Annotated in this window: 26 protein-coding genes; 8 read left to right on the forward strand and 18 right to left on the reverse strand. The window is 62.0% G+C overall.

Annotation, left to right across the window (positions count from 1 at the left end):
* Nucleotides 1–108 precede the first annotated feature (108 nt).
* The 7 genes from AC6I1W_RS10190 to AC6I1W_RS10220 form a co-directional block, all read right to left on the reverse strand.
* A complete protein-coding gene (locus AC6I1W_RS10190) occupies nt 109–1,272 on the reverse strand; it encodes an amidohydrolase family protein (RefSeq protein WP_016665669.1) in 1,164 nt (387 codons plus the stop codon).
* 75 nt (nt 1,273–1,347) lie between these two features.
* Nucleotides 1,348–2,934, reverse strand: a complete 1,587-nt coding sequence (gene ffh / locus AC6I1W_RS10195; RefSeq protein ID WP_270236636.1) for a signal recognition particle protein — start codon at nt 2,932–2,934, stop codon at nt 1,348–1,350.
* Nucleotides 2,935–3,009: 75 nt separating this feature from the next.
* Nucleotides 3,010–4,152 (reverse strand): alpha/beta hydrolase, encoded by a 1,143-nt coding sequence (locus AC6I1W_RS10200; protein ID WP_065674227.1) that lies wholly within the window; start codon nt 4,150–4,152, stop codon nt 3,010–3,012.
* Between the two features lie 46 nt (nt 4,153–4,198).
* Nucleotides 4,199–5,386 carry a signal recognition particle-docking protein FtsY gene (ftsY, locus tag AC6I1W_RS10205; RefSeq protein ID WP_270236639.1) on the reverse strand — a complete coding sequence of 396 codons (1,188 nt, stop codon included), beginning with the start codon at nt 5,384–5,386 and terminating at the stop codon, nt 4,199–4,201.
* A gap of 50 nt (nt 5,387–5,436) precedes the next feature.
* Nucleotides 5,437–5,604 (reverse strand): hypothetical protein, encoded by a 168-nt coding sequence (locus tag AC6I1W_RS10210; RefSeq protein ID WP_270236640.1) that lies wholly within the window; start codon nt 5,602–5,604, stop codon nt 5,437–5,439.
* A gap of 63 nt (nt 5,605–5,667) precedes the next feature.
* Nucleotides 5,668–6,300 carry a GtrA family protein gene (locus AC6I1W_RS10215; protein WP_429830879.1) on the reverse strand — a complete coding sequence of 211 codons (633 nt, stop codon included), beginning with the start codon at nt 6,298–6,300 and terminating at the stop codon, nt 5,668–5,670.
* Between the two features lie 343 nt (nt 6,301–6,643).
* Nucleotides 6,644–6,820, reverse strand: coding sequence for a zinc finger domain-containing protein (locus tag AC6I1W_RS10220; protein WP_171048531.1), 177 nt, complete (start codon nt 6,818–6,820; stop codon nt 6,644–6,646).
* A gap of 68 nt (nt 6,821–6,888) precedes the next feature.
* Between AC6I1W_RS10220 and AC6I1W_RS10225 the strand changes: the two genes are divergently transcribed.
* Nucleotides 6,889–7,164, forward strand: coding sequence for a hypothetical protein (locus AC6I1W_RS10225; protein ID WP_143483483.1), 276 nt, complete (start codon nt 6,889–6,891; stop codon nt 7,162–7,164).
* 302 nt (nt 7,165–7,466) lie between these two features.
* Here the strand turns inward: AC6I1W_RS10225 and AC6I1W_RS10230 are convergent, their stop codons facing one another.
* The 5 genes from AC6I1W_RS10230 to AC6I1W_RS10250 all read right to left on the reverse strand — a co-directional run bounded on the left by AC6I1W_RS10230 (nt 7,467) and on the right by AC6I1W_RS10250 (nt 10,204).
* Nucleotides 7,467–7,766: a hypothetical protein gene (locus tag AC6I1W_RS10230; protein ID WP_270236643.1), complete on the reverse strand. Its 300-nt coding sequence runs from the start codon at nt 7,764–7,766 to the stop codon at nt 7,467–7,469.
* Between the two features lie 39 nt (nt 7,767–7,805).
* Nucleotides 7,806–8,648 (reverse strand): bifunctional DNA-formamidopyrimidine glycosylase/DNA-(apurinic or apyrimidinic site) lyase, encoded by an 843-nt coding sequence (gene mutM / locus AC6I1W_RS10235; protein WP_270236645.1) that lies wholly within the window; start codon nt 8,646–8,648, stop codon nt 7,806–7,808.
* On the reverse strand, nt 8,641–9,378 hold the full coding sequence (rnc, locus tag AC6I1W_RS10240; protein WP_171048532.1) for a ribonuclease III: 738 nt from the start codon (nt 9,376–9,378) through the stop codon (nt 8,641–8,643). Before rnc ends, mutM begins: the two co-directional genes overlap by 8 nt.
* Nucleotides 9,379–9,388: 10 nt before the next feature.
* On the reverse strand, nt 9,389–9,580 hold the full coding sequence (rpmF, locus tag AC6I1W_RS10245) for a 50S ribosomal protein L32 (RefSeq protein ID WP_015582493.1): 192 nt from the start codon (nt 9,578–9,580) through the stop codon (nt 9,389–9,391).
* A 63-nt stretch (nt 9,581–9,643) separates the two neighbouring features.
* Nucleotides 9,644–10,204: a YceD family protein gene (locus AC6I1W_RS10250; protein ID WP_117188509.1), complete on the reverse strand. Its 561-nt coding sequence runs from the start codon at nt 10,202–10,204 to the stop codon at nt 9,644–9,646.
* Nucleotides 10,205–10,416: 212 nt separating this feature from the next.
* Between AC6I1W_RS10250 and AC6I1W_RS10255 the strand changes: the two genes are divergently transcribed.
* The 3 genes from AC6I1W_RS10255 to AC6I1W_RS10265 all read left to right on the forward strand — a co-directional run bounded on the left by AC6I1W_RS10255 (nt 10,417) and on the right by AC6I1W_RS10265 (nt 13,659).
* Nucleotides 10,417–11,727, forward strand: a complete 1,311-nt coding sequence (locus AC6I1W_RS10255) for an ABC transporter substrate-binding protein (RefSeq protein WP_117188699.1) — start codon at nt 10,417–10,419, stop codon at nt 11,725–11,727.
* 82 nt (nt 11,728–11,809) lie between these two features.
* Nucleotides 11,810–12,766, forward strand: coding sequence for a carbohydrate ABC transporter permease (locus AC6I1W_RS10260; protein ID WP_117188512.1), 957 nt, complete (start codon nt 11,810–11,812; stop codon nt 12,764–12,766).
* Nucleotides 12,763–13,659 carry a carbohydrate ABC transporter permease gene (locus AC6I1W_RS10265; protein ID WP_065674202.1) on the forward strand — a complete coding sequence of 299 codons (897 nt, stop codon included), beginning with the start codon at nt 12,763–12,765 and terminating at the stop codon, nt 13,657–13,659. Before AC6I1W_RS10260 ends, AC6I1W_RS10265 begins: the two co-directional genes overlap by 4 nt.
* Before the next feature lie 94 nt (nt 13,660–13,753).
* On the opposite strand, the gene AC6I1W_RS10270 is transcribed toward AC6I1W_RS10265, so the two are convergent.
* Entirely contained in the window at nt 13,754–14,761 is a 1,008-nt protein-coding gene (locus AC6I1W_RS10270; protein ID WP_065674229.1) for a LacI family DNA-binding transcriptional regulator, read from the reverse strand.
* 209 nt (nt 14,762–14,970) lie between these two features.
* Here AC6I1W_RS10270 and AC6I1W_RS10275 point away from each other — a divergent pair, with 209 nt between their 5' ends.
* The 3 genes from AC6I1W_RS10275 (at nt 14,971) to AC6I1W_RS10285 (ending at nt 21,684) form a co-directional block, all read left to right on the forward strand.
* Entirely contained in the window at nt 14,971–17,307 is a 2,337-nt protein-coding gene (locus tag AC6I1W_RS10275; protein ID WP_117188514.1) for a TIM-barrel domain-containing protein, read from the forward strand.
* 70 nt (nt 17,308–17,377) lie between these two features.
* Complete coding sequence (locus tag AC6I1W_RS10280) at nt 17,378–20,461, forward strand: alpha-mannosidase (protein WP_117188516.1); 3,084 nt, start codon at nt 17,378–17,380, stop codon at nt 20,459–20,461.
* Nucleotides 20,458–21,684, forward strand: coding sequence for a glycoside hydrolase 5 family protein (locus AC6I1W_RS10285; RefSeq protein WP_117188518.1), 1,227 nt, complete (start codon nt 20,458–20,460; stop codon nt 21,682–21,684). Before AC6I1W_RS10280 ends, AC6I1W_RS10285 begins: the two co-directional genes overlap by 4 nt.
* Nucleotides 21,685–21,751: 67 nt before the next feature.
* On the opposite strand, the gene coaD is transcribed toward AC6I1W_RS10285, so the two are convergent.
* Both coaD and rsmD read right to left on the reverse strand, forming a co-directional pair.
* A complete protein-coding gene (coaD, locus tag AC6I1W_RS10290) occupies nt 21,752–22,228 on the reverse strand; it encodes a pantetheine-phosphate adenylyltransferase (RefSeq protein ID WP_065674206.1) in 477 nt (158 codons plus the stop codon).
* A complete protein-coding gene (rsmD, locus tag AC6I1W_RS10295) occupies nt 22,225–22,818 on the reverse strand; it encodes a 16S rRNA (guanine(966)-N(2))-methyltransferase RsmD (RefSeq protein ID WP_081302736.1) in 594 nt (197 codons plus the stop codon). Before rsmD ends, coaD begins: the two co-directional genes overlap by 4 nt.
* 167 nt (nt 22,819–22,985) lie before the next feature.
* Here rsmD and AC6I1W_RS10300 point away from each other — a divergent pair, with 167 nt between their 5' ends.
* A complete protein-coding gene (locus AC6I1W_RS10300; RefSeq protein WP_004808626.1) occupies nt 22,986–23,408 on the forward strand; it encodes a pyridoxamine 5'-phosphate oxidase family protein in 423 nt (140 codons plus the stop codon).
* A 63-nt stretch (nt 23,409–23,471) separates the two neighbouring features.
* On the opposite strand, the gene AC6I1W_RS10305 is transcribed toward AC6I1W_RS10300, so the two are convergent.
* The 3 genes from AC6I1W_RS10305 to AC6I1W_RS10315 all read right to left on the reverse strand — a co-directional run bounded on the left by AC6I1W_RS10305 (nt 23,472) and on the right by AC6I1W_RS10315 (nt 26,892).
* Nucleotides 23,472–25,691: an ATP-dependent DNA helicase RecG gene (locus tag AC6I1W_RS10305; protein ID WP_249361196.1), complete on the reverse strand. Its 2,220-nt coding sequence runs from the start codon at nt 25,689–25,691 to the stop codon at nt 23,472–23,474.
* Nucleotides 25,692–25,782: 91 nt separating this feature from the next.
* On the reverse strand, nt 25,783–25,968 hold the full coding sequence (rpmB, locus tag AC6I1W_RS10310; protein WP_016665706.1) for a 50S ribosomal protein L28: 186 nt from the start codon (nt 25,966–25,968) through the stop codon (nt 25,783–25,785).
* A gap of 177 nt (nt 25,969–26,145) precedes the next feature.
* Entirely contained in the window at nt 26,146–26,892 is a 747-nt protein-coding gene (locus tag AC6I1W_RS10315; RefSeq protein WP_493536874.1) for an Abi family protein, read from the reverse strand.
* Nucleotides 26,893–26,946: the final 54 nt, after the last annotated feature.

Raw genomic sequence — 26,946 nt, forward strand, 5'->3', positions numbered from 1 at the left:
GATGGAACCGTCCGCCGGCTAGAGAGGGCACCGAACGGACAGAAGCTCTCGGTATTGTGCCACATCCAGAGCGTCGACGCGAGTCCGAGCCCCTCCTCCGGCTACCCGTCACCGAATGACGACTCGCCCCCTCAGCAGGATGTGCATGGGAGACTCCAGGACTCTGACGTCCACCCTCGGGTCGCGATCGAGGACGAGAAGGTCGGCGGAGTCCCCAATCCCCAGTTGCTCGCCGCCCAACCAGGCCCGAGCTCGCCAGGATGCTGCCCCCAATGCCATCTCCGCTCCTCCAACTGCGGCCAACAACCGCACCTCCGAGGCGATCAGACCGTGTTCGATGGTGCCGCCGGCGTCAGTACCTGCGTAGATCGGAACCCCGGCATCGACGGCCTTGCCGATGGTTTCCATCCGGTGAGCATGCAGATGACGCATGTGGGCTGCGTAGGTAGGGAACTTGGCGTCGGCCTGGGCTGCGATGGACGGGAAGGTCTCGATGTTGACCAGGGTCGGGACGAGTCCGACCCCGCGCTCGGCCATGGTGGCGATGGTCTCGTCAGTCAGGCCGGTGCCGTGCTCGATGCAGTCGATGCCTGCGTCGACGAGCTGGGCCGGAGCCTCCTCGGAGAAGCAGTGGGCCGTGACACGGGCACCGAGTTCATGAGCACGATCGATTGCTTCCTTCGCGATGTCAGCCGGCCACAGCGGCGCCAGGTCCCCCTCAGCACGGTCGATCCAGTCACCGACGAGCTTGACCCAGCCGTCACCTGTGCGAGCCTGACGATCTACCTCGGCGACGAGGTCTTCCGGGTCGACCTCGGCTGCGTAGTTGCGGATGTAGCGCTTGGGACGAGCGATGTGACGTCCGGCGCGGATGACTCGAGGCAGGTCGTCGCGATCATCAATCCAATGGGTGTCACTCGGGGACCCAGCGTCGCGAATGAGGAGGGTGCCGGTCCTCGTCTCGGTGCGAGCCTGTTCCTCAGCAGTCTCCTTGTCGACGGCACCATGGCCGTCCAGCCCGATGTGGTTGTGAGCGTCAACCAAGCCCGGGATGATCCAACAACCGTCGGCGAGGGTGCGAGCACCTGGCAGTGGACCCTCGACAAGAACGCCGTCGTGAACCCATAGCTCACGCTCCTCCACGTCGGGCAGGACAACTCCCCGGATCCGCAGATCCTCGGCAGGAGCAGTCTGGGCCTCAGGAGCTACGTGAGTGTGCGTCCACCCGTCATGGGTATGAGTGTGGAACAGCGGCTGGGTGTCTTCATCCATGCCCTCATCGTGGCACGAGGCCGCAGAAGACGAAACGTCAAACCCGCGACCTCGTGAGGCATTGCCAACGTCAGATCAGCGCGGACCCTTATTGGTCTGGTTGAACATCTGCTGCATCGACGGCGGCATCTTGAACTCGCTCATCGCCTTCTGCAGATCTTCCTGGCTCGGCTGCTGCTGACCGGGAACACCGAATGCCTCGCCGCTGTTGTGATGCGGCTTCTCGGCTGCCTGACGGGCCTGGGCCGCGCGCTTCGCTGGGTTACCAGAACCCTTGCGGTTCTTCTGCTTCTTCTTGGACTGCTTGGAGCCGCGTTTGGCCATCGACCCCATCATGCGGCCAGCGCCCGGACCCATCATCTGGCCCATCTGGCTCATCATCTTGCGGGCATCGACGAAGCGGTTGACGAGGTTGTTGACGTCGCGGACCTCGACGCCGGAGCCCTTCGCGATACGGGCGCGACGCGAACCGTTGAGGATCGAGACGTCGGCACGCTCTGCCGGGGTCATGGCACAAATGATGGCCTCGATACGGTCGATCTCCCGCTCGTCAATGTTCTCGATCTGATCCTTCATCTGACCGACGCCAGGCAACATGCCCATGATCTTGGACATCGGACCCATGCGGCGCATCTGGCGCATGAGCCCGAGGAAGTCGTCGAGGCCGAATTCCCCCTTGCCGGCCATGAGTTTGGCCGCAGCGGCTTGAGACTGTTCCTGGTCGAAGGCCTTCTCAGCCTGCTCGATGAGGGTGAGCATGTCTCCCATGTCGAGGATGCGTGAGGCCATCCGGTCGGGATGGAAGACGTCGAAGTCCTTGAGCCCCTCACCGGAGGAGGCGAACATGATCGGCTTGCCGACGACCCGGGCGATGGACAGGGCGGCACCGCCACGGGCGTCGCCGTCGAGCTTGGTGAGGACGACCCCGTCGAAGCCGACCCCTTCCTGGAAGGCCACCGCGGTGTTGACCGCGTCCTGACCGATCATGGCGTCGACGACGAACAGCGTCTCGTCAGGATTGGTGGCCGCCTTGATGTCGGCAGCCTGGGCCATCATCTCGGCATCGACGCCCAGACGTCCGGCGGTGTCGATGATGACGACGTCATAGAGCTTGCGTTGGGCCTCGACGACGGCGTCACGGGCCACCTGGATGGGATCGCCGACACCGTTGCCGGGCTCAGGAGCGAAGACATGCACACCAGCCCGCTCACCGACGACCTGCAACTGGGTGACCGCGTTGGGACGCTGCAGGTCACAGGCGGCCAGCAGCGGCGAGTGCCCCTCTTCCTTGAACCACCGAGCAAGCTTGCCCGCCAGGGTCGTCTTACCGGCACCCTGAAGTCCAGCAAGCATGACGACGGTGGGCGGGGTCTTCGCGAACCGGACGGTGCGGGTCTGACCGCCAAGGATCTCGACGAGCTCCTCATTGACGATCTTGACGATCTGCTGAGTAGGGTTGAGCGCCTTCGACAATTCCTCATCGTGACAGCGTTCCTTGACCGCCGCAACGAATTCCTTGACGACCGTCAGGTTGACGTCGGCCTCGAGGAGGGCGATGCGGATCTGGCGAGTCGTGGCGTCGATGTCGGCATCGGTGAGACGCCCCTTGCCACGCAGTCCTTTGAAGGTGGATGCGAGGCGGTCCTGGAGAGTGTCGAACACGGTTGTCCTTCAGCGCGCTAGTTCCTTACCGGGACAGTTTACCGTCCCGGTCTGACATGATGATTCAGAGCGAGGTCACAGACCAAACTGGCCCAGCCATTCCAGACACTGCTGGACGTAGGGCATGTACACGATGTTGCGGTGCCCTCCTCCGTGCAGCACGATGAAGGTGAACTGCTGGTGACCCTTGGCGAGTCGATGGAACTGTCCACCGTCAGGTCCAACCTGGCCGTCAATGATCGCGGGTTCTCGCCCCGGACCCCAACTCTGCACGTCGCTGCGATTGAGAACAGACAGGAATCGCACGCTGCGGTCGACCTTCTTCTCCTTCACCCTACGCACCACTGAGTTATCGTCAATTAGCGGCTGAGTGACGCTGTTGAGAATCGCCCCTTCGAAAGTGGGGTGATAGTACCCGCCGATTCCGAATCCAGCATTGAAAGTCTTCGGGTACTTAGTGGTGAGGTTAGCCGAGCAGTATCCGCCGGAGCTCCACCCACTGATGAAACGGGATCCCCGCTCGTGACCCACACGGTAATGCGACTCGATTTGGGGCATGACGGTCTTCATGATCCACGACTCGTGGTAGACCGGGCCGACGTCAACGCACTCGCTGTCAATGCCATTACGAATTCGACCGGGCAGGAAGACGATGACGAACGGATTGATTTTCTGTCTCTTGACCAATTCCCGAGCGGGTGTGATGAGGTCCATGGAGACATTGCCATGGTCACCAGTGTCGTTGACTCCCCCGTTGTAATACAGCACCGGAAAACGGGTGCCCTGCTCCGACTTCTCGAAGTACTGCGGTGGCAACCACACCGGGACGTGAGAGTACTGAGGGTCCGTGCCAGGCATCGTCAACCCCACCAGCTGCCCGTTGGGATGCGGATTGTCCTTGCTGACAGGGATGTCCTTGACCTTGGTACGGCGGATCGGGACAAGATCGTGGACCGGACCTGCCGGCTCGGCCTCGCCGAGCAGGTCTGACCAACTGGTGAAGAACCCGTATTCACGATTGATGTGGAGGAAAGACCCCACGATCAACAGCGCCTGGGCCACCAGGATCACCACGAAATGACCCAGCCCACGCAAGGCTTTGCGCCACCAACTGCCCGTGCCCCGCACAGCATGCCATGTGGCGAAGGCCAGCGGTAGCGCGAAGGCCGCGATGAGGACAACAGCGCACAGCTCAGGGCTGAGAATACTGACCATCATGCGGCAACAGACGACAACAACGCACCGGTCACCAGAGGATTTCTCGTCAATGGCCAGCAGGCTCATCGCCCATGAGACCGGTGACGAAGTCCTCGGCATCAAAGGGGGCCAGGTCGTCAGGGCCCTCGCCTAGTCCGATGAGCTTGACCGGAACGCCCAGCTCGCGCTGCACCTGTACGACGATGCCGCCCTTAGCAGAGCCATCGAGCTTGGACAGCACGATGCCGGAGACGTCGACGACCTCGGAGAAGATACGAGCCTGGGTGAGACCGTTCTGGCCGGTGGTCGCATCGAGAACGAGTAGGACCTCGCTGACGGGGGCGAGCTTCTCGATGACGCGCTTGACCTTGCCCAGCTCGTCCATGAGACCGGCCTTGGTGTGAAGACGGCCAGCAGTGTCGACGAGCACGACGTCAACGTCTTCGTCGATACCGGCCTGAACAGCTTCGTAGGCGACCGAGGCGGGATCAGCCCCTTCGTCCTTGCGGACGGTGCGCACGCCGACGCGCTCCCCCCAGGTTTCCAGTTGCTCCCCAGCTGCGGCGCGGAAGGTGTCTGCGGCACCGAGGAGGACCGTCTTGCCCTCTGCGACCAGGACGCGGGCCAACTTGCCGCAGGTCGTCGTCTTGCCCGTGCCATTGACTCCCACCATGAGGACGACTGCCGGCTTACCCTCCGCATGATCGAGGTTGATGGACCGATCCATGTCTCGTCCGACAAGTTCGACCAGCTCGTGGTGCAAGATCCCGCGGGCCCGGGCCGGGTCGGAAACGCCGTCAATCGCCAGTTCCGAGCGCAGCTTCTCGACCAGTTCCGTGGTCGGGCCCACGCCAAGATCAGAGGTGATGAGGGTGGTTTCGAAGTCATCCCAGGTGTCGTCGTCGAGCTTGTCGGCGCTCAGGAGCTCTGCCAGACCACGGGCCAAGGCGTTGTTGCTGTTGGCCAGACGGCGACGGAGTCGTGCCATCCGCGAGCCCGCAGCCTCCGGAGTCTCAACCCTGGGTTCGGACGGCGCCTCAGGCTGGGTCGCAGGAGCAGGGGCCGCGGTCGCACCAGCCTCAGGCTTCTCCTCACCAGTGGCCTCGGGTTCCTTGGTCGGGGTCGGCTCAACCTCCGCAGGCTTGGAACCCTCGCGAAGCGCCTTACGTCGTGAGATCCCAGCGGTGACGGCGGCAACCACCGTCACGAGGACGAGGATGCCGAGAATGATCCAAATCAGGTAAGTCAGGTCCACGTCCGCCGATACTAGCCGCTCACATCACGGCACCAAGGATTCGCAACGCCTCAACGGCGTCGGACACCACTGAGATCCTCCCCGACCCGGGTGGCAGTATGACGCCAGAAACTCGCATCGGGATCGTCACCAGGATGGCGCAACCCAAGCATCACCACGGCACAGACGCCCAGCGCGACCGCCAGGATAAGAATCATCGCGATGATGAAAACGACCATCCGGGCACGACCTTTCCGTCAACGGGGTACCGAAAATTCAGGGTACCTGATGCGAGGCGTCTCTCAGACGTGCTGACGCGCCTCGGACGAGTCGTCCGCGTCAAGATTCTCCGGAGAAACAGCGGGACCCACCATGGGAACCTCACCAGAGTGCTTGACTGCGCGGAACGTCCACAACTTGTTGACGACGAAATTGATGGGCATGGTCACGCTGATGGCGAAGATCTGCGACCAGTACTCACGAGAGTGGAATCCCTTGCTCTCGTGGAACCACGGCTCGGGGAGGTAGATCGGGGAGGTTGGATTGGTGAACAGAATCTTGATGAACATGCCGATGATTGCTGCCACGGACCCCACGGCGAAGAAGGGCCAGAACTCGCGCCACCAGCCGCGGCGGCGCTCCCGCTTGAAGGTCCAGGATCGGTTGAGCTGGAAGTTCGTGACGTTTGCGACCACAAAACCCACCAACCAGACGAGGCTGGTGAAACGGAAGTTCCATCGTGTACCCGCCAAGTTAAACAGGATGTCCTGGGCATGCTCGGTGCCACCATTCAACTTGTTCATGATGATGGCAACGACGATATTGACCACGAATCCGGAGCCACCCACGATTCCGAATTTCAAGAACTCGATGAAGTGACGCTTCTTGATGCGTCGTCTCGCAGGTACAGATGGGTCAATGATCACCCGCGACATGATATGCCCGACAAGGAGGGGCCAAGAAATGGGTGTGCCCATCAGCAACACCCGAAAGCGAAGACAACACGTGCGATTGTGGAGGCTTGATCCTGACAGGCCTGACCGACGAAGTCACTGAGCGCGGCTACTGCTTTGGCCGTACGAGGATCACATCCGATCCAGCGCCATGAAGGTCACTCACCGTAACCTCTGAACAGCTCGATTACGAGATGGAGCACCTTCGTGCCAAGGTCACCGCCAGATCACCGGCGTGGCCTCCCCACCTCGACGCGGCGCGACCTCGCCCACTGTTCGCCGTCGTACCAAGACCTGTCGAGGTCTGGGAACGGACATGACCGGGTCACCGACGCGAGCGCTGACACCGGGAGCACCGGTGCGACGACCTGTTCGCGAAGGACTCCCGAACGATGACGGTGCCGCAACATCGACACTCCTTGCCCTGGCTTCCGTACACGTCAAGGGTCCGATCGAAGTAACCCGACTTCACGACTTTGTGACGCTGAGGTCGTCGACGCATACTGATCTGTGCCGGACATCATCGGAATCCAGCGTTGTCACGATTCAGAAGTCAGTAGCCTCTGAATCGTGACGACAAGAGGGATGTCGATACGATCCTGCGATCGAAGCGAGTTGGAGCCAGTACTGAATGCCCTCGAACTGAGCGACCGACAATTGCTGGGAAAGTACATCGATCTGGGCTTTGAGAAAGAGTACAACGTCTACCTCGCCGCAGGAAACCCGCGGCTAGTGGTCAAACTCGACGATGGCCAAGGCGTCGTCTACGAGCGATGGCTTGACGGGCAGCCCGATCTGCCTGTGCCTCAGTTGCTCGGAACCGCAGTTGTAGACGGCCACACGTGACATGCGTTCGAGGAGCGAGGCGGCGAGGATCTCCAGTGTCTGCGCAGGGAAGCTACAACCGCCGCAGGGAAGAGTTTGGCACGCCTCCATGCACGGTTTTGGTCAGAGTCCCCCGCCACGAACGTCAACGGAACCAGAGCCGAGAAATTCGCTCTGGTCGCAAAACATCTCCCCTCGCTGTCCTTAGCCCTCACCGAACTGGCTGATCGCGCGGCGAGCGCACCATCGACGTTGTGCGAGGACGCTCTGCTTCCGATGAATGTGCTCTGGGATGGGCATGACGCCACAATCATCGATTTCGGTCATGCTGACATCAGCCCGTACTTCGGCGATCCCGCACGATTCGTTGCTTTTGGCAAAAGCCCGAAGGTGGCTACTACGTTCATCCGACAGACGCTCGCGAAAAGTTTCTCACCCAATACTTCGAGATCATCCGCTCTATGCCGGGAACAACTCTCGACCGAGCGCGCTTCGACCGAGACATTGCGCTCGGCGAAATCGCCGAGTTGTCCCTCGTCCTCGCTACACACATCCGGCGAACGACGAAACTCGCTGATGTTGCCTCGCAGCCAGAGTTTGAACGCGTCCTGCAACTTGCCCACACCCTCGGGTAGAACACGGTCGCCTCGCGCTCACCGAGGTCAACGCAACTGCTGGCATCTCGGACACCGGAACGAGCTCCGGTTCATGAAGTGCTCCCGCACCATCGGCGTCCCGCAACGCTTGCACGGGAGCCCCTCCCGTCCGTAAGCATCCAGCGAGCGGTCGAAGTACCCCGACTCACCATTGACATCGACGTACAGGGCATCAAAGGATGTCCCACCCTGGGTAATCGCCTCGGACATCACCTCGCGCGCTGTCTCCAACAACTCCACAGCCTTGCGCTGGCTGAGGCGCGAGCACGGGGTCTCCGGGTGACGACGAGCCCGCCACAGGGTTTCGTCGACATAAATGTTGCCGACACCGGATACCAGTGTCTGGTCGAGCAGGCTGCGCTTGACGGTCGACCTGCGTGCGCGCAGTCGTCGCGCAACCTCATCGACGTCAAAGGAATCCTCGAAGGGATCAGGGGCAATGTGGGCGACCGGCCCGGGCACACCGTCAATCAGCGGGGCGAGAGAAAGTCCGCCAAAGGTGCGCTGATCCAGAAAACGTAGGTCACGGTCGTCACCAAGGCCAATGACAACACGGGTATGGCGATGCCGTGGGGCTTCCCTGTCGACGACACGGAACTGTCCGCTCATCCCCAGGTGGGCCAGCATCGCCGTGCCGTCGTCGAGGACGAACCACAGGTACTTGCCCCGGCGATTGATGGCGGTGAACTGGCGACCAGTCAGAGTCGCCTCGAAGACTCTGGCTTCTTCCGAACCACCGGTTGGGCGCAACCCGCGGACATCGACGACGTCGACCCGCTCGACGGCCGAGGGGATGACGAGACTCTCGAGTCCGGCTCGTACTGTCTCGACCTCAGGAAGCTCAGGCACCGGTGCGGGGAGGGATCAGTGCGGCAACCGCAAGCTGGGCCGCTCCCTGCTCGGCCTCCTTCTTGTTGTGGCCGGTGTAGGCAGCGTGCAGCTTTCCACCCACTTCTGCCCTGGCACGGTAGCGGCGATTGTGGTCCGGGCCAGATCCGACGATGTCGTATCGCGGAGCCTCAAGCCCTTGCTCAGAGCAGTACTCCTGGAGAACTGTCTTCCAGTCGGTGCCGGCTCCGGATCGATCCGCCTCGTCAACGAGGGGATCGAAGAGATGATGGACGAGGCGCAGGGCGTCCGGCAACCCCGAGGACAGCTCGACGGCACCCAACAGGGCCTCGGTGGTGTCGGCCAGGATCGACGTCTTGTCGTGGCCGCCGGTACGTTCCTCGCCCTTGCCCAGCTTGATACGCGGCCCGATGCCGAGGCGACGGGCCAACCGTCCCAAGGACACCGTGCTCACGACGGCTGACCTCAGTTTGGCGAGCTGACCTTCCGGTTTGTCCGGGAAGGCGCGGTAGAGGTAATCGGTAACGCCGACCTCGAGGACGGCGTCACCGAGGAACTCCAGCCTCTCGTTGGTGGGAATCCCACCGTTCTCAAAGGCATAGGAGCGATGCGTGAGCGCGAGATCAAGGAGTTGGGGGTCACATCTGATCCCCAACTCCTTGAGAAGACCCAGGAAAGGCCACTCCCCGTACTCGGGTGAACTGACGTTCTGGTCCTTTCGTGCGCTCACGGTGCTGATCTCAGACCTCGGCAACCTGGCGGCGATCACCACGCGGGCCGTACTCGCCGCACGCGGGACATGCGGTGTGGGGCAGGTGCTTCTCACCGCATGCCGGGTTGGCGCAGGTGACGAGATTGGTAGCAACCGTCTTCCATTGCGAACGACGGTGCCGGGTGTTGCTGCGGGACATCTTCCGCTTCGGGACGGCCACGATCTTCTCCTTGGTGTGCTTCAGATGTGGCATCCGTATGACACGGACGCCGTTGGGGAACGTTCAGGACTTATCCGAATCATCCTCGCTGACAAGCCCTTGCAGAGCCGCCCAGCGTGGATCGATCCGATCCGGATGGTCATGGTCCGGGTCATCGTTGAGGTTGGCGCCGCAGTCTGGACAAAGTCCCTCACAGTCGTCGCGGCACAGCGGGCTGAACGCCAGGTTCAGCACCACCGCAGCACGGACGACAGGGTCAAGGTCGATCGTTTCCTCGGCACTGACCCGACTGGCGTCCTCCTCAGCCTCCTTGTCCGGGTGGAAGTACAGCTCCTGGATGTCAAGGACGAGATCCTCCTCGATGGGATCCAGACAGCGAGAGCACTCCCCCTTCAGGGTGGCTTCGACGGCCCCGGTGACGAGAACTCCTTCACCCACCGATTCCAACCGAAGGTCGAGATCGAGAGGGGAGTTCTCGGGAACGCCGATCATGTCGACACCGAGATCCGCCGGAGCGGGCACCGTCCGTTGAATCCGGGTCATCTGACCCACCTGCCGACGCAGCGAATGGGTCTCGATGACGAGATCCGAGTGTGCGTCGGGGTGGCGATGGGTGGTATTCATCGCAAAGATCCCTTCGACCGGTGGAACACGACGAGGTCATGACCGACTTGCCACTGTACAACGGAGATCGACGCCAGACCAAAACTGTGTGTCAGCTTGACTGTGCACGCCGTTTCAGGCACTCTGAACTAAAGCGTATTAGTTCGCTGGGGTTCGACACCGACGCTGGAATCGGATCCCGCTGGACCCCCTTCAAGGAAGAAGTAGAGAGCATGGCAAACCTCACCATCGGCCGACGTCAACTTCTCGGTGGTACGGCCGCACTGGCAACTGTCCTAGCTGCCAGCGCATGCGGCATGAACGGATCGGGAGATAAGCCGTCGAGCCAGACATCCATCGACTTTTCCGCCAAGCTCGAGGGCAGCATCCAGTTCCAGACCTGGTCGCTCAAGAACGAGAAATTCACCCCGTACTTCGAGAAGCTCGTCAAATCCTTCGAGAAGGAGCATCCCGGCACGACCATCAAGTGGATTGACCAGCCGGGTGAGGGCTACGAGGAGAAGGTCCAGCAGCAGGCCACCGCCGGTCAACTGCCCGACGTCGTCAACATGCCCCCGAACTTCGCATGGCAGCTCCTCAAGGCCAACAAGGTCATGGACCTCAAGAAGGCCGATACCAAGACCATCGACACATACACCAAGGGCGGCATCGATGCTTACACCTTCGATGGTCACGACGGGGTCTACGGCTACCCGTGGTACCTCGGCACCGACCTCAACTGGTGGAACACCCAGGCCTTCGAGAAGTACGGTCTCGATCCCAAGAAGCTGCCGACCACCCTTGACGAGCTCTACGAGCAAGCCATCACCATGGCCGAGAAGTCCGGCGGCAAGATGCCCCTCATCTCCACCGCTCCAACCCTCGGCGATCTCGCAGCCCAGGACGTCGAGGTCTTCAAGGACGGCAAGTTCACCTTCAACACCGACAAGGCTGTCAAGATCATCGAGAAGTACGTCGAGCTCTATGCCAAGAAGGCCATGCCGCCGGAGGTGTTGCAGAACAACTACCTGGGCAACTCAAAGCTCTTCATCCAGGGCAAGGTTGCCTGGACCACCGGCTCGGCCTCCTTCCCGATCGACCTCAAGAAGGACGCCCCGAAGCTCGCTCCTCACGTCGCGATGACGAAGCGCATCGGCGTTCCACCTCTTTTCGTCCAGGGCATTTGCATCTCGAACGATTCCAAGAACCCGAACTTGGCGCTGGCTTTCGCCAAGTACGTCACCAACAACGCGAACCAGGTCGAGTTCGTCAAGCTGGCCCAGGGCTTCCTGCCCGGCACCAAGGAGGCCAACGAGAACCCGGAGTCCTTCACCTCGGTCATCGATGATCCACAGATGAAGAAGGCTGCCGAGGCCCTCGCGGAGGAAATGAAGGATGCGCAGATCGGCGAGCCGATGGCTTACACCGACGCCATGAAGACCTACGTCGGCCAGCAGATTTCCTCGGCCATGCGTGGTGACATCAAGGCCAAGGACGCCCTCGACAACGCCGTCAAGTACTGCAACGACCACATCGCGAAGTGATCCTCAGCCGGCCCCGCTCCCCATGCGGGGCCGGCTCACCTCCCCGCTGACAACGCCCCTACTCCGCCAAGGATCTGCGCCCATGAACTCCCACCGCTGGTACACCCCGTGGTTGTTGGTGGCTCCGGCAGTCGTGTGGACCGTCGTGTTCGCCCTCTACCCCTTCATCAACACGATCATTCTGTCCTTCACGAACACCCGGCCCCTCGTCGGCGGGGAGTTCATCGGCTTCGACAACTACGTCGAGCTGTGGCACGACGACATGTTCTGGAATGCCATGGCGACAACCTTCATCTACGTCATCGTGTGCATCCCACTGTTGACGATCCTGCCGTTGCTGTTGGCCTTGCTCGTCGAGAAGAAGATCCCCGGGATCTCGTTCTTCCGTACTGTGGCGTACTTCCCGGTGATTGCCTCGGTCGTTGTCGTGGCCCTCATCTGGAGCTGGATGTTCGACTCCCGTGGTCTCATCAACCAGTCCCTGCAGTGGATGGGTGTCGCGAACAGCTCCATCCCCTTCCTTGTCGATCGGTGGAAGCTGTTGGGCTGCGCGATCCTGCTGACGGTGTGGAAGGGCCTCGGGTACTACATGATCGTCTACCTCGCGGCCCTCGGAAACGTCGACCATGACCTCCATGAAGCCGCCGCCCTCGATGGCGCAAGCAGCTTCCAGCGGTTCCGCAACGTCACCATCCCCGGGATCAGGCCGGCCATGGTTCTCATCACCGCTCTCATTGCGGTGTCCGGGATGAGGATCTTCTCCGAGCTCTACGTCCTCACGAATGGAACTGGTGGCCCAGGCGGTGAGGACTCCAGTCTCGTCATGATCATCAAACAGGTCGGTACCGGTCTGTCCGGACAGCTCGGCTATGCGTCGGCCCTGTCAGTCGTGCTGTTCTTCCTCACCCTCATTCCGCTAGCAACCATCGGTTGGGCGAACAACAAGGACCTGCGGTCTGGCCACAAGCCCAAGCAGGCTGGCCGCCGTGCCCGCCGGGCAGCAGCCGTCCAGGCCGCCACGAAGGAGACGATGGCATGAGCACCTCCAGCGCAACTCGTCCTGCCAAGCAGAAGCCGTGGCGTAGCCGGCGGGCATTCGACCCGACCCGCCCTACCCTTGCCGGACTCATCGGGCGGTACATCCTGCTGATCTTCGTCGTCATCATCTCGGTCGGCCCCTTCCTGTGGCAGCTGTCCACCTCCCTCAAAGGCGTCAGCGAGGACGTCTACTCCTTCCCGCCCCATCTCATCCCCCAAGACTTCAGCGTCGACGCCTACCGTCGCGTTGCCCATGTCGTCCCGATCTTCAGTTACGCCTGGCATTCGGTCATCGTCGCCGCTGTCTGCGTCATCGGCAACGTCGTGCTGGCCTCCCTGGCCGGTTATGCACTGACCTGCATGAAATTCCGCGGCAAGAAGGTCGTCATGGGCATCCTGCTGTCGGTCCTCCTACTTCCCGGTGAGGTCACGCTGACCAGCCAGTACCTCGTCATCAAGGGCATGGGCCTGGCGAACACCCTGGCCGGCGTCGCCATCCCCGGTATCGTCGGTGCCATCAACGTTCTCCTCATGGCCACCGCCTGTCGGGCAGTCCCTCCGTCGGTCCTCGATGCGGCGACCGTTGACGGAGCCAACACATGGGACAAGATCCGGCACGTGGTCTGGCCCAACATCAAGGGGATGGCCTCGGTGGTTGCGGTGTTCTCCTTCATCGGGGCCTGGGACGACTTCCTGTGGCCATTGGTCGTCCTCAACGATCCTGACAAGTACACCCTGACCGTCGGCATGCAGTACCTCAGTTCAACGATGTCGACCGACCCGCGTGAGGTCGCAGCCGGAACGATCATCGCCCTCATACCGATCATCGTCGTCTTCGCCTCGATGCAGAAGGTCTTCTTCCGTGGCGTGGAGAGCGGTGGCGTGAAAGGCTGAGCGACCTACACCCAATTCAGGAGACGGTCAGGACCAGAAGGGTTCCGACCGTCTTGTCGTTGGCCCATTCCAATCTCCCGGGGCAGCCAGACGTTCAGAGCTGCCCTGTGGAACCCCGGACGACAAGTTCAGGCGGCTGCTCGGTGATGTCCTCCACGTCCTGGCCATCAATGATGCTCATCAACATCGCGACGGCGTCCCTACCCAGAATTGACGGATCACGACGCAGAGCGGTGATTCCGGGCGGTATCACTCGACATGTCGGGGAATCCTCGAAGGACACGACGGAGACGTCCGCAGAGATCCGTAACCGGTGCTGCGTCAGGGAGGTGATGCCTCCCAGAGTCAGTACTTCATTGTCATAGACGATGGCGGTGGGACGGTCAGGCCTGGAAAGAAGAGCGCTGGTCTCCTGAATTCCGGACTGCTCGGAGTAGTCGCTGGCCGCTGCCTCGATGACGACCACTCCGCGACTCTCCGCCTCCTGGGCGAAGACCTGGCGTCGGACCATGCTGTGCTCGAGGGTCGGGTCACCGCCGATATAGGCAATGCGACGATGCCCTTGGTCGGCCAAATGGTTGACAATGCTCCGCGCAGCAGTGGCGTCATCGATATGGATGCCGGGCAACGGGGTGTCCTCCGTGGCTCCGACGACGGTGCACGGCATGTTGATCTCCGACATGAGGGACCACCGCGGGTCATTGCGGGCCGGGTCGACCAGGACGACACCGTCGACACGATGCTGAGCCCACCACTGTCGATGGACCTCACACTCCTCCTCAGGAGAGCCCACCAGCTGCAACACCAGGGCGGTTCGAGCAGGAGTGAGAACCTCCTCTATCCCCGCGATGAGGTGCAGGAAGAACCTTTCCCCGGCGAAACTGCGATCGTCACGGGCGATAACGAGACCGACGGCACCGGCTCGGTTGACCGACAACGCCTTCGCGGCGACGTTCGGACGCCATCCCATGTCCTTGGCCACAGCCTTGATACGAGCTCGGGTGGCCTCAGAAACTCCAGGCTTGTCATTGAGGGCAAAGGACACCGCGCCCGGCGACACACCGGCGACTCTGGCGATGTCCTTGATCGTCGTCCTGCCCATGAAGCCACGGTCCCTTCCGGAAGCATGAATGCCCTGATGGGCGCAGGTCACAAGGCATCCTCGCCCGGGAGCACATGGCCTTCACCCGCGCAGCATCATCCTAGGGCCAAACCGGAGAATAGGTAAAACGTTTCAGCGATACCTTCACGATGACCTCCAGAGCGGTTCATTAGCTATTAGGGTGGGAGTCCCCAACGCTGGGAGACGCCATGCCTCAGACAACCTGTCTTGCCACAGATCACTACCGCATAACCCTCATCACCGATCGACTCATTCGCTGTGAGTGGCGCGACGACCCTACGGAGCCCTTCGAGGACCGACCGACACAGGTGGTCGCGGACCGCACGCCCCACGAGGTCACCAACACCATTGATGAGGAGAATGGCCATATCGTCATTCGAAACCGGTATTACGAGCTTCGCTACGACGGCATGGAGTTTTCCCCGGAAGGGCTGCACGCCTCGATAACGAGCGTCGGCAATTACCACGCCGTGTGGCACTGGGGCGATGACCCACTCTCGCAAACCCCATTCGGAATCCCCACCAATTTGGGCGGGACCGCTCGCACTCTCGACTGCATCGACGGCCGTTGTGACATGGGCGCAGGTGTGGCGAGTGCGCAGGGATGGGCCGTCCTCGATGATTCTCATTCACTCGCACTGGAAGATGATGGATCCACCCGATGGCCTCAACCGGTACGTCGGTACAACCCAGCTGATTCCGGTGGCAAGGATGTCTATCTCTTCCTCCACGGCCATGACTACGCTGCTGCAGCCGCCGATTTCTACCGCATCACCGGACCGCAACCGGTTATTCCGCGATGGGCCCTGGGCAACTGGTGGTCTCGCTACCACGCCTACAGCGCCGACGAGTACGAGGCCCTCATGGATCGATTCGAGGCGGACGGAATCCCGCTGTCGGTGGCCGTCATTGACATGGACTGGCACCTCACCGACATCGACCCAGTTCTGGGACATGGCTGGACTGGATACACATGGAATCGAGAACTCTTCCCCGACCCTCGTGCCTTCCTTGCCGGTCTTCACCAGCGGGGATTACGGACCTGCCTCAATCTGCACCCGGCCGATGGCATCCGTCGCCATGAAGAGTGTTACCGACAGGTCGCCACTGACATGGGAGTCGATCCGGACTCGGGCGATCCCGTCCCCTTTGACATTGCCGATCCACACTTTGCCACGGTGTACGTCGATGACGTCCTTCATCCCATGGAGGACGAGGGAGTCGATCTGTGGTGGGTGGACTGGCAGCAAGGACAGACCTGCTCGGTACCCGGACTGGACCCACTGTGGATGCTCAACCACGTTCACCACATCGACTCGGGACGCCCCCGCCCGGATGGCCGTCGCAGCCCGCTGACCTTCTCGCGTTACGCGGGACCTGGGTCTCACCGTTACCCCATTGGTTTCTCGGGCGATTCCGTCATCTCCTGGGAGACTCTGGACTTCCAGCCCGAGTTCACGGCCACCGCCTCCAATATCGGTTACGGCTGGTGGAGCCATGACATCGGTGGGCACATCTTCGGGGCCCGCGATGACGAGCTCATGGCTCGATGGGCGCAATTCGGGGTGCTCTCCCCCATCAATCGACTGCACTCGACCAAGAACGAGTTCGGGTCCAAGGAACCGTGGCACTACTGCGCAGAAACCGAAATGGTCATGACGCAGTGCCTACGAATGCGTCACCGTCTCATCCCGTATCTGCACAGCGAGAATTTGTCGGGCCATCGCGACCTGTGCCCTCTCATCCGACCTACCTACTGGACTCACCCGGAGTGGGAGGAGTCCTATGTCGATCGCAATGAGTACTGGTTCGGCAGCCAGCTCTTGGTGCGGCCGGTCACCAGCAAACGCGACCCCGTCACGGGACTCGCGACCACGCGTACTTGGTTACCCCCTCTCAGTGATGGTCTTCGGTGGGTCGACCTCCTCACTGGGCTCACCTACTCGCCACAGCGTTTCGTCACCATGTCTCGCACTATCGACGAGGTTCCTGTCCTTGCCAAGCCTGGAACCATCATTCCGACTGCCACCGACCCGCTGGCCAGGGGAGATGTGACGACCGATCTCACCTTGGTCGTCGTCCCGGGCGCTGCCGGCCACTTTGACTTGCTTGAGGACGACGACAGCCTGCGGACGACTCCTCTCGACCTCGACTCCGATGGACGGCTGCGAATCGGTCCATGCGAAGGTCCACGCACAGCTGTGATGCGACGATGGCGCGTGAGCGTCCACGCAGGAGGGCGTCCCGTCACGATTGATCTCGGGCAGCATCGTCTGGACGAGGTCGTCGAAACCACCATCTCGGTCTCGTCAGACTGCGCCGATGACCTCATGACGAGAGCCATCACGCTCATCGATGATGCTCAGATCGAATTCACCACAAAAACTCGCTTGGCAGACCTGTTGCGAAGCGGCCGTCCTCCCCTCGAGCTCACCGCAATGCTGCTGGCCGAGGATGCGTCCGAACCTCTTCGCAACGCCCTGTTGGAGATCGTCTGGGCACTCCCTTCCGAGCGAGTTGACTAAACCGTATTAGTAACTACACTTCAATTCTGAAATTATCCGTTGTCAATGTCGCAACCGCCAGGGACTCCCCATGCATGATCACGCCCCCATTCTTGACGGTCGGGTGCGCCGTCATCTCGCTGAGAAGATTCGCCCCGCCGAGACCACCACGGTGTGCCCACTCGACGTCGAGTGGGCTCCCGTCACTGACACCACCGAGGGACCGAACAGTCGCCCCGGAGTCCGCGGCCAGGGAGAGCCCATCTCGATCAGCGAGGGGCTGTCGCTGAGCTATGAGCCGTTCCGGGTGGGAGACAAGTGGGGCCCGCCATGGGGAACGACCTGGCTCCATCTCATGGCCACCGTTCCGCCGGAGCATCGCGACGATCATCTCGAGATGATCGTCGACCTCGGGGGCGTCTGGGACTCCCCAGGGTTCCAGTCCGAGGGCCTCGTGGTGCGTCCGGACGGGTCGGTCATCAAGGCTCTCAATCCGCGAAACACGTGGATTCCCGTCGAGATCGACACGGAAGGTCACATCGACATCTACGTCGAGGCTGCCTCCAACCCGATCCTGTTGGCCCAGCCTCCTTTCCAGCCAACCGAGGATGGGGATAAACTCACTGCCTCGACTGACGCCTACTACACCCTCAAGCAAGCTGATCTCGTCGTCGTCCACGACGAGATCCGCGAACTCATCGCTGACATCATGACCTTGTCCGGTTTGGCTGCCCAGCTACCGGAGGATTCTGAGCGCCGGTGGGAGATCCGTCGTGCTCTGGATCGTTCCATGGACAGAATCGATCTCTTCGACGTTGCCTCCACAGCATCAGCTGCTCGCGCCGAGTTGGCCCCAGTCCTCGCTCGTCCTGCCCACGACTCTGCCCAGACGATGACGGCCATCGGCCATGCCCACATTGACTCCGCCTGGTTGTGGCCGCTGCGCGAGACCCGACGCAAGGTCGCTCGAACCATCTCCAACCAGCTCAATCTCATCGAGAACGACCCCACCCATCTCTTCGCCTTCCCTGCTGCTCAACACTCGGCCTGGCTGGAGGAGGACCATCCTGATCTCTTCGCCAGACTGCAGAAGGCAGTCGCCGACGGCCGGATCATCCCGGTTGGAGGTATGTGGGTGGAGTCTGACGCCAACCTGCCTGGTGGTGAGGCGATGTGCCGTCAGCTGCTGTACGGGCAGCGGTACTTCATGGAGAAGTTCGGCCACCACTGCCCCGAGGTGTGGCTGCCTGATTCCTTCGGTTACTCGGGAGCCCTACCGCAGCTGGCCAAACTGGCTGGCGCCCAGTGGTTCCTGACCCAGAAGATCTCGTGGAACCAGGTCGACAAGTTTCCCCACCACTCCTTCTGGTGGGAGGGAATCGACGGCACCCGCATCTTCACCCATTTCCCGCCGGCTGACACCTACGGTTCTGACCTCTCGGCTCGTGACCTCGAACACGCCCGGTCCAACTTCCAGGACAAGGGCCGCGCCAATTCCTCCTTGGTGCCCTTCGGCTATGGAGATGGCGGCGGTGGTCCCACTCGCGAGATGCTCGCCCAGGCCCGTCGTGTCGCCGATCTTGACGGATCCCCCAAGCTGGCCATCGAGCCTCCGGCCACGTTCTTCAGCCGCGCCGAGGCCGAACACGAGGATCCGGGCGCCTGGGTTGGGGAGCTCTATCTCGAGCTGCACCGCGGCACATTCACCAGCCAGTACGAGGTCAAGAAGGGCAACCGTCGCAATGAGCACCTGCTGCGCGACGCCGAGCTGTGGTGCGCCACCGCAGCCGTACGCGGCCTGATGGACTACCCCGGTGAGCGGTTGGCCGAGATCTGGCGGACCATCTGTCTCTACCAGTTCCACGACATCCTGCCTGGATCGGCGATCGCGTGGGTGTATCGCGAGGTCGTCGCCGATCACCGGCGCATCTCTGACGAACTCACCGAGCTCATTCACCATGCCCAGGAGCTGCTAGCCGGAGAGGGTGACGAGCAGGTCGTCTTCGATTCTTCTCCGATGACTCGTCCGTGGGCTTCCACCGTGGCCATGGGGGCCGGAGTTGCTCCGACAATTGCCCACGGGGTTCAGGCTGAGGATGCGGCTGACGGATTCGTCGTCGACAATGGCCTGCTGCGTCTTACCGTTGACGAGCACGGCCTCATCACCCACCTCGTCGACCCTGCTTCCGGTCGCGATGCCATCCCGGCTGGTCAGCGTGGCAATCTTCTTCAGATTCACCCTGACTTCCCGAACATGTGGGACGCGTGGGACATCGATCCCTTCTACGCCAACAACGTCACCGACCTGGATGATGGCAGGGCCACCATGTCCCGCAACGGTGATTCCGTGACCATCAGCGTCACAAGGACGTTCGGGGATTCCCGCGCTACCCAGTCGCTGACCGTGAATCCGGGAGATCCGCGCGTCAAGGTGCGCACCCATGTCGACTGGCACGAACGAGACAGTCTGCTCAAACTGTCCTGGCCGGTGGACGTCCACACCGATCACGCCGACTACGAGATCGAGATGGGTCACATCACCCGTCCCACCCACACCAACACCTCGTGGGATGCCTTCCGCTTCGAGGTTCATGCCCATCGCTGGGTGTACATCTCCGAGCCCGGATTCGGCGTCGCCATCGCCAATTCCGGCACCTATGGGTGGAATGTGTCCCGCCATCCCAAGGACAACGGCGGCACATGGTCGGTGGCCCGCGCCTCCCTTCTCAAGGGAGCCCGATACCCCGACCCGCGCGCCGACGAGGGAGAGCATGACTTCTTCCACACTTTGCACGTCGGAGCCGATCTCACCGATGCCGTGCGTGACGGGTATGCCGCCAACCTGTGCGTGCGTCGTCGTCAGGGATCGCCGGTCGATCCGCTGGTCAGCGTCGAAGGCATTGCGGTAGAGGCCGTCAAATTGGCTGAGGATGGCTCTGGTGACGTCATCGTCCGGCTATACGAGCCCTACGGGCGTCATGTTCACACCACGATGACGGTGGGCTTTGATGCCACGTCCGCCGTTGAGTCCGACCTGCTCGAGGACCCCCTTGAGGACAACCCGCACGCCCAGGTCGGTCCGTCAGTCATCACCGCTGGCCTTGCTGACGACACCATCGGTCTGTCCATGCGCCCCTTCCAGGTTGCGACCTTGAGGTTGGGACGCAACCGATGAGGATTGGCGTCAATCACACACCGTCACAGGGATGGTTCCACAGCTGGCTTGACCTCGATATCGATGCGGCACGACGCGATTTCGAAGCAATTGCACGACTGGGCCTCGATCACGTACGAATCTTCCCACTGTGGCCGTTGTTGCAGCCCAATCGCGGTCTGGTGCGTCCCCGCGCCCTCGATGACGTCGTCTCCGTCGTGCGCGCAGCTGGCGAATTCGACCTTGAGGTCACCGTCGACGCCCTCAACGGCCATCTGTCGAGTTATGACTTCCTGCCCTCCTGGGTGGTCACATGGCACGAGTCAAATCTCTTCACCGATCCGCTCGTCAAGGCTGGCCAGACCGAACTCATCAGCCAACTGGCAACACGCCTGCGGGAAGAGCCGAACGTCACCGGTATGACGGTGGGCAACGAGTTCCCGCAGTACGCTGCTCTGGCCCCGGGGCACCATCATCCGACGCGCAGCGGGTGCACCGTCGATGAGGCCCAGACGTGGCTGGAGACGATGCTCGGGACCATGCGGGACCAGTGGCCGGACGGACGGTTCTGGTTCGGGTTCGACGACGACCTCTGGTTCGTTGACGATCATCCCTTCACCCCGCGTCACGCCGTCACCCTGGGCTCATCGACGACCATCCATTCCTGGGTGTTCGCGCAGGTCGGACCGCACTTCGGGGAGGGACATCCCGCCCTCACGTGGTTCCCACGCTATCTGCTCGAACTGGCCCGGGCCTGGAGTCCCGATCCCCACCGTCCACTCTGGCTGCAGGAAATTGGTGCGCCTCGCAGCCATGTTCCCGACGACCGGGCAGCGGACTTCGTCACGTCGTCCCTGGCCTCGGTGGCCACCACCCCGAGTCTGGAGGCGGTGACATGGTGGTGCTCCCACGACGTGTCAGACCAGCTGTTGGATTTCCCGAAGCTGGAGTATTCGCTCGGCCTGTTCACCAACGACGGCAAGCCAAAGCCGGAAGCCCTGGCCATCTCGGACGTGCTGCCCGATTTGCATAACGCTCAGCCCCAGGAACAGGCCGATGAGCCGCTGGAATTCAGCGCGGACTGGGCCACCGGGGCGGGACGGTCGGTGTCTTTCCCCATGGGCGATCTCTTCGCCCGATGGGTTGATGAAGCCATACAGACCGGACGAGCACCCAGGCTCGTCTTTCATCCCACCCATGCGCTCACAGGCCGAGAGGCCCTCGCCGGTGCTCTAGCCCGCTGACCTGTGCGACTGCGACCTCATGCTCGACACTCGGAGGCCTGGACCATGGCCCAAGGATCCCCGGTCGTCAGGAGCGCGGGAACCTCTCTCGCAGCGCGGCATCGACGATAGCTGGCACGAACTCTGAGACATTGCCCCCATTGCATGCCGCCGAACGAATCATGGAGGAGCTGATCGTCCCGAATTCGCGCCCAGCCGGCAGCAGGATTGTCTCGATCCCGCTCATGGCCTTGTTGAGGTGGGCCATCTGGAGCTCGTAGTCAAAATCCCCACCAAAGCGCAGGCCACGAATGATCGCGTCAGCCCCTTGCTCGGTGCAGAAGTCGACGAGCAACCCGTCGACGAGGGCGACCTCGACACCCGGGATGTCAGCGACGGCATCCCTGACGAAGGCCACCCGCTCCTCCATGGAGAAAATGCCATTCTTGGCCGAGTTGACCGCCACCCCGACGACGACCTCGTCAACAAGCTCGGCGGCTCGCGTCACGATGTCGACGTGGCCGAGGGTGATGGGGTCAAAGGATCCTGAAAAAACTGCTTTCACTGCTGCTCCATGGGCTCGTGGTTGCGCTGGGCATAGTAGACGACGGTTTCACCGTAACGAGAGTTCCACGACTCAAACCCTTCCGGGACGTGAGGCGGTCGGCTGCGGCGCGACCTCTCCACCACGATCAGTCCGTCATGGGCCAGGGCGTTCTGAATGGTGGCGTCGATGAGGCCATCCATGACGTCGTCGGCCAAGTCGTAGGGCGGGTCGAACCAGACGACGTCAAAGGTCTGCCGGTTGTCGGAGAGAAATGTCGATACCGTCTGGGCGACCACCTGAATCCGCAAGCGCGTGGTCCGGGCGTTCTCCTTCATGACATGACACGCCGAGCGGTCCCGGTCGACGGCAACGACCGTCGATGCACCGCGACTGGCAGCCTCGAGGGCAACTGCTCCGGACCCAGCGAACAGGTCGCAGAAGGCTTGCCCGGCCAGCTGGTCCTCGGGAGCCTCATCAGATGTTCCGTTCCAGGCTGCCAACGCAGAGAAGACAGCCTCGCGCACCCGATCGGTCGTAGGACGTGTGAGCCGCCCTGACGGAGTGGTCAGACGCTGTCCGCCAGCACGACCCGAGATAATCCTGCTCACCCCTCCAGGCTAGCGGTTTCGCCCGATCACGCCCGCATCGTCGCCGTACCCATTGCATCCACTCCTAAACCCCTCGACATGGTCATGTGGCGAGCCATCCTCACCAACATCGGCAACTTTGTGCCGGTCGGCTCCCGAAATGGGCCGTGTTCAGGAAGAATGGCCCCATGATCAATGAGGAGAACCCGATCACCGAGGTCCCGGAGGACAGCTGCTGGGGCTACCTTGACACGGCTGAGGTCGGCCGCCTGGCCACCAGCGTCAATGACCAGCCCGAGGTATTCCCCGTCAACTATGTCGTCGACGGGCAGAGCATCGTCTTCCGCACCGCCGCTGGAAGCAAGCTTGAGGACATCGTCACCAACAACCGTGTGGCCTTCGAGGCCGACGGTTGGACCGAGGAGACCGGCTGGTCGGTCGTCGTGCGCGGCAGCGCCGAGGTCATCACCGACGAGGCCGAGCTCGCGCTGTGCGACAAGATGCCCCTGCTGCCGTGGGTGCCGACCGTGAAGCGCAATTACGTGCGTGTCCAGGCCGATCAGATCACCGGCCGTACCTTCGCCTTCGGTCCGGAGCCCAAGGACAACTGACAGACCACTCATGAAGGTCCGGATCGTCGTCAACGTTCCGGACCTTCGTCACGCCTGGTCAGCTCATCCCTGTTCCATGAGATCGCCCTCAGCCAGCATCTCCGTCGCGGTGACAACGTCGAGCAGCCGGGGATCCTCGGGCTCCTCTCGCACCCACTGTTCGGCGAGATCCTTGGACGCAGTGACGATCTCGGCGTGGTCGAGCACCCGCAACAACCGCAGTGGCGAGGAATACCCCGACTGGGAGGATCCGAGCACATTGCCCTCGTGACGCTGGGCCAGGTCCAATTCGGCCAGCTCAAAGCCGTCACGGGACGATGCCACTGCGGCAAGCCGCTCACGGGCCGTCGATCCGGGCAGGGCCGTCGTCACCAGAAGGCACAGGCCCGGCAGCTTTCCTCGCCCGATACGTCCGCGCAACTGGTGCAACTGGGAGACGCCGAAGTGATCGGCATCCATGATGACCATCATGGTGGCGTTGGGGACGTCGACGCCGACCTCGATGACCGTGGTGGAGATGAGGACCTGGGACTCGCCGTCAGCGAAACGATCCATGACGGCCTTCTTCTCATCGGCGTCCAGCCGAGAATGGAGGACGTCGATGCGCAGTCCTGCGAGCGGACCGGAGGCCAGCTGAGGAGCGATCTCCTCGACCGCAGCCGTCGGCGGGCGACCACCCTCGACGTCGTCAGCGTCATCGCTGCTGATACGAGGACACACCACGAAGACCTGATGCCCGGCCTCGCACTCCTCTCGGATGCGCTCCCAGGCGCGGGTGAGCCACGAGCGGTGGGCTGGCAGATCAACCACAGTGGTTTGGATGTCGGCACGTCCTGACGGCAGTTCTCGCAAGGTCGACACCTCGAGATCACCGAAGACCGTCATGGCAACCGTGCGAGGAATCGGCGTTGCAGTGAGAACGAGCTCGTGAGGTCGAGCACCATCACCAGTCGTCAAGACACTGCGCTGCTCGACGCCGAAGCGGTGCTGCTCGTCAACGACGACCAGACCGATGTTGTTGTAGATGACCTTGCCCGACAACAGGGCATGGGTTCCGATGACAATTCCGGCCGCTCCCGAGGCGATGTCGGCCAAGGCGGTTCGAGTTCCAGCCGTCCTCATCGAACCGGTGAGCAGCGCAACTCCGGTGGAGTTCTCTGGAGCGTCGAGGCCACCGCCCGCGGCCAACTCGTCCATCATCCCGGTGATCGTGGCGTAATGTTGCTGGGCGAGAACCTCGGTGGGTGCCAGCAGGACGGCTTGGTACCCAGCGTCAACGACTTGGAGCATCGCTCTCAAGGCCACGAAGGTCTTACCGGAACCCACCTCCCCCTGCAGCAGTCGGTGCATGGGGTGATCGGAAGACAGGTCAGCGTCGATGGCCCGGCTAATGTCGTCCTGGCCTGCCGTCGGGGCGAACGGAAGCCTCGACTCAAAGGCTGCCAGCAGGCCGTCATCACGACGTCGACACACCGGCGCGTCATGACTGTCGGCATTACGTCGACGCACCGCCATCGTCACCTGGGTGGCGATGGCCTCCTCCCACACCAGTCGCTCGGCACCGCGAGTGGCTTCCTCCACCGAATGCGGGTGATGGATGGCGTGGTAGGCCTGCCACAGGGTCGGCAGATCAGCCTCCTGACGCAGCCATTCGGGCAGAGTGTCCTCAAGTTCGGGGGTGGACTCGAGCAGCATCGACTCCACCGAGGCAATCTCCCAGGTGCGCAACTTCGAGGTCTGCGGGTAGAGACCGAGCAAACCGTGACGCTGCACCTGCGCAGCCATCACCTTGCCCTCCTCACGGCCCGCCACGACCTTGCCGTTGCGGTCGATCATGACGAAGTCGGGGTGAACGAGCTGCGGGTTACCCCGGAATTCCCCCACCTTGCCGACGAAGATGCCGTGAGTGTGGGCCGAAAAAATGCGCTGCCAGTAGGACACGATGTGGGGTTTGCCGAAGAAGGTCACCGGCAGGCGTGCGTTGCCGTCGGACAGCATGACTTCCAGACGTTGACGCGGTCGCCTCTCTCGACCTGTCACAGTCTTGTTGGTGTGAACCTCGACTCCGACGACGTCGGCCACCAAGGCGACTTCAGTGTCAGCGACGAGGTGGGACACATCCGTGGTTTCGGTACCAGTGAGGTAGCGACGTGGAAGGTGACCGAGGGCCTCGCCGACGGTCTCGACGTGCATCGCGGCGAATGCTTTGGCCGTCTTGGCCCCCACCGCCTCTGCCAGAGGGCGGTGAAGTTCCTGCTGGGTGCGGGTGTGCCACCTGGTCACTGCATTCACAGTGTCACCGTACCGACAGGCAATGACACCCACAACGACAAAGAACCCGCCTTACGACGGGTTCCAACGTCGAACGCAGTGCTCAGCGGCTGACTCGGCCAGCCTTGAGGCACGACGTGCACACGTTCATGCGCTTGTGCGTGCCGTTCTCGACGACACGGACGCGCTGGATGTTCGGGCTCCACCGGCGATTGGTCTTCTTCTTCGACCAGGGGACGTTGTGTCCGAAACCGGGGCGCTTGGCGCAGACGTCACAGACAGCAGCCACTGGGAGATCTCCTTGTTCGGGGTCGGCGTCACGCGGACGCCCACACAATCGATGGGTTCGAGGGTTCCTGGGGAACTCAAGGGGTTCCCTTGGGAACTGGACAAGCTTATATGGTCGAACGACCAGAACCCAAATCCGATGAGATGGGCAGTTCCGGCAGCGACCGGACGATGTCCATCATGCATGATTGACACTTGGAGCAACGCTGGGTACTGATGACCACAGGTACGCCTGCCATGCACGGCCGGGGCTAGCATGTCCACAGATCGAGACCCGCCCAATCCTCGGGTGCACCCGTCCGAAACAATGGAACGATATCGTTGTCTGGATAGCTCTCAAAAAGAGTCGGCATCGGAAGGTAGCCCAGTACTTCCTCAACCAAGCTTCGTGTACGCCGCAATCATCTCTTCCACGAGACTTAGCCTGCACACCCAGGCGTTTCGGATCCAAGTAGATCAATGGGTCGATACGTCCCAGCTCGTAGCCAAGCATGGCGCGAACAGCCGTCTCCACCCGGTCCAGCTCAATGAACACGCTGTGACGTAATCGTTCATCAAACTTGTAGAGATCAACCACCAAGTCCAACGATGCACCAGCTACGAATTCATCACCGACTGCACCCTTGTCATCGGTGAAGCGGCGCATCGGATACCAATACCCCGACAATCGGTAGTAGTTGAGCCGTGCCAAGAGGTGCTCGGCTCGATCCTGATCATCAATGCGCATCCCGCGCCCACGCAACAGCTCGACCTGCTCTGTGTAGGTTTTGAACTGCTTGGCCTGAGCCACCCGCGGGATTGCCTTTCCGAAAAACGAGGACCGGCCCTGGACTCCCACCGAAGCGGGCAGCGGAACCGGTCGTGCTGGTGTCAACTGTACAACATCCAGGACAAGCTGAGCAACAAGGCCGACGACATCGCCCACGCCCCCCGGCCGACGGTGTAAGCATAGGCCTACCGGTATCTGGGGACCCGGCAA

This window comes from Cutibacterium sp. KB22876, assembly GCF_059728865.1.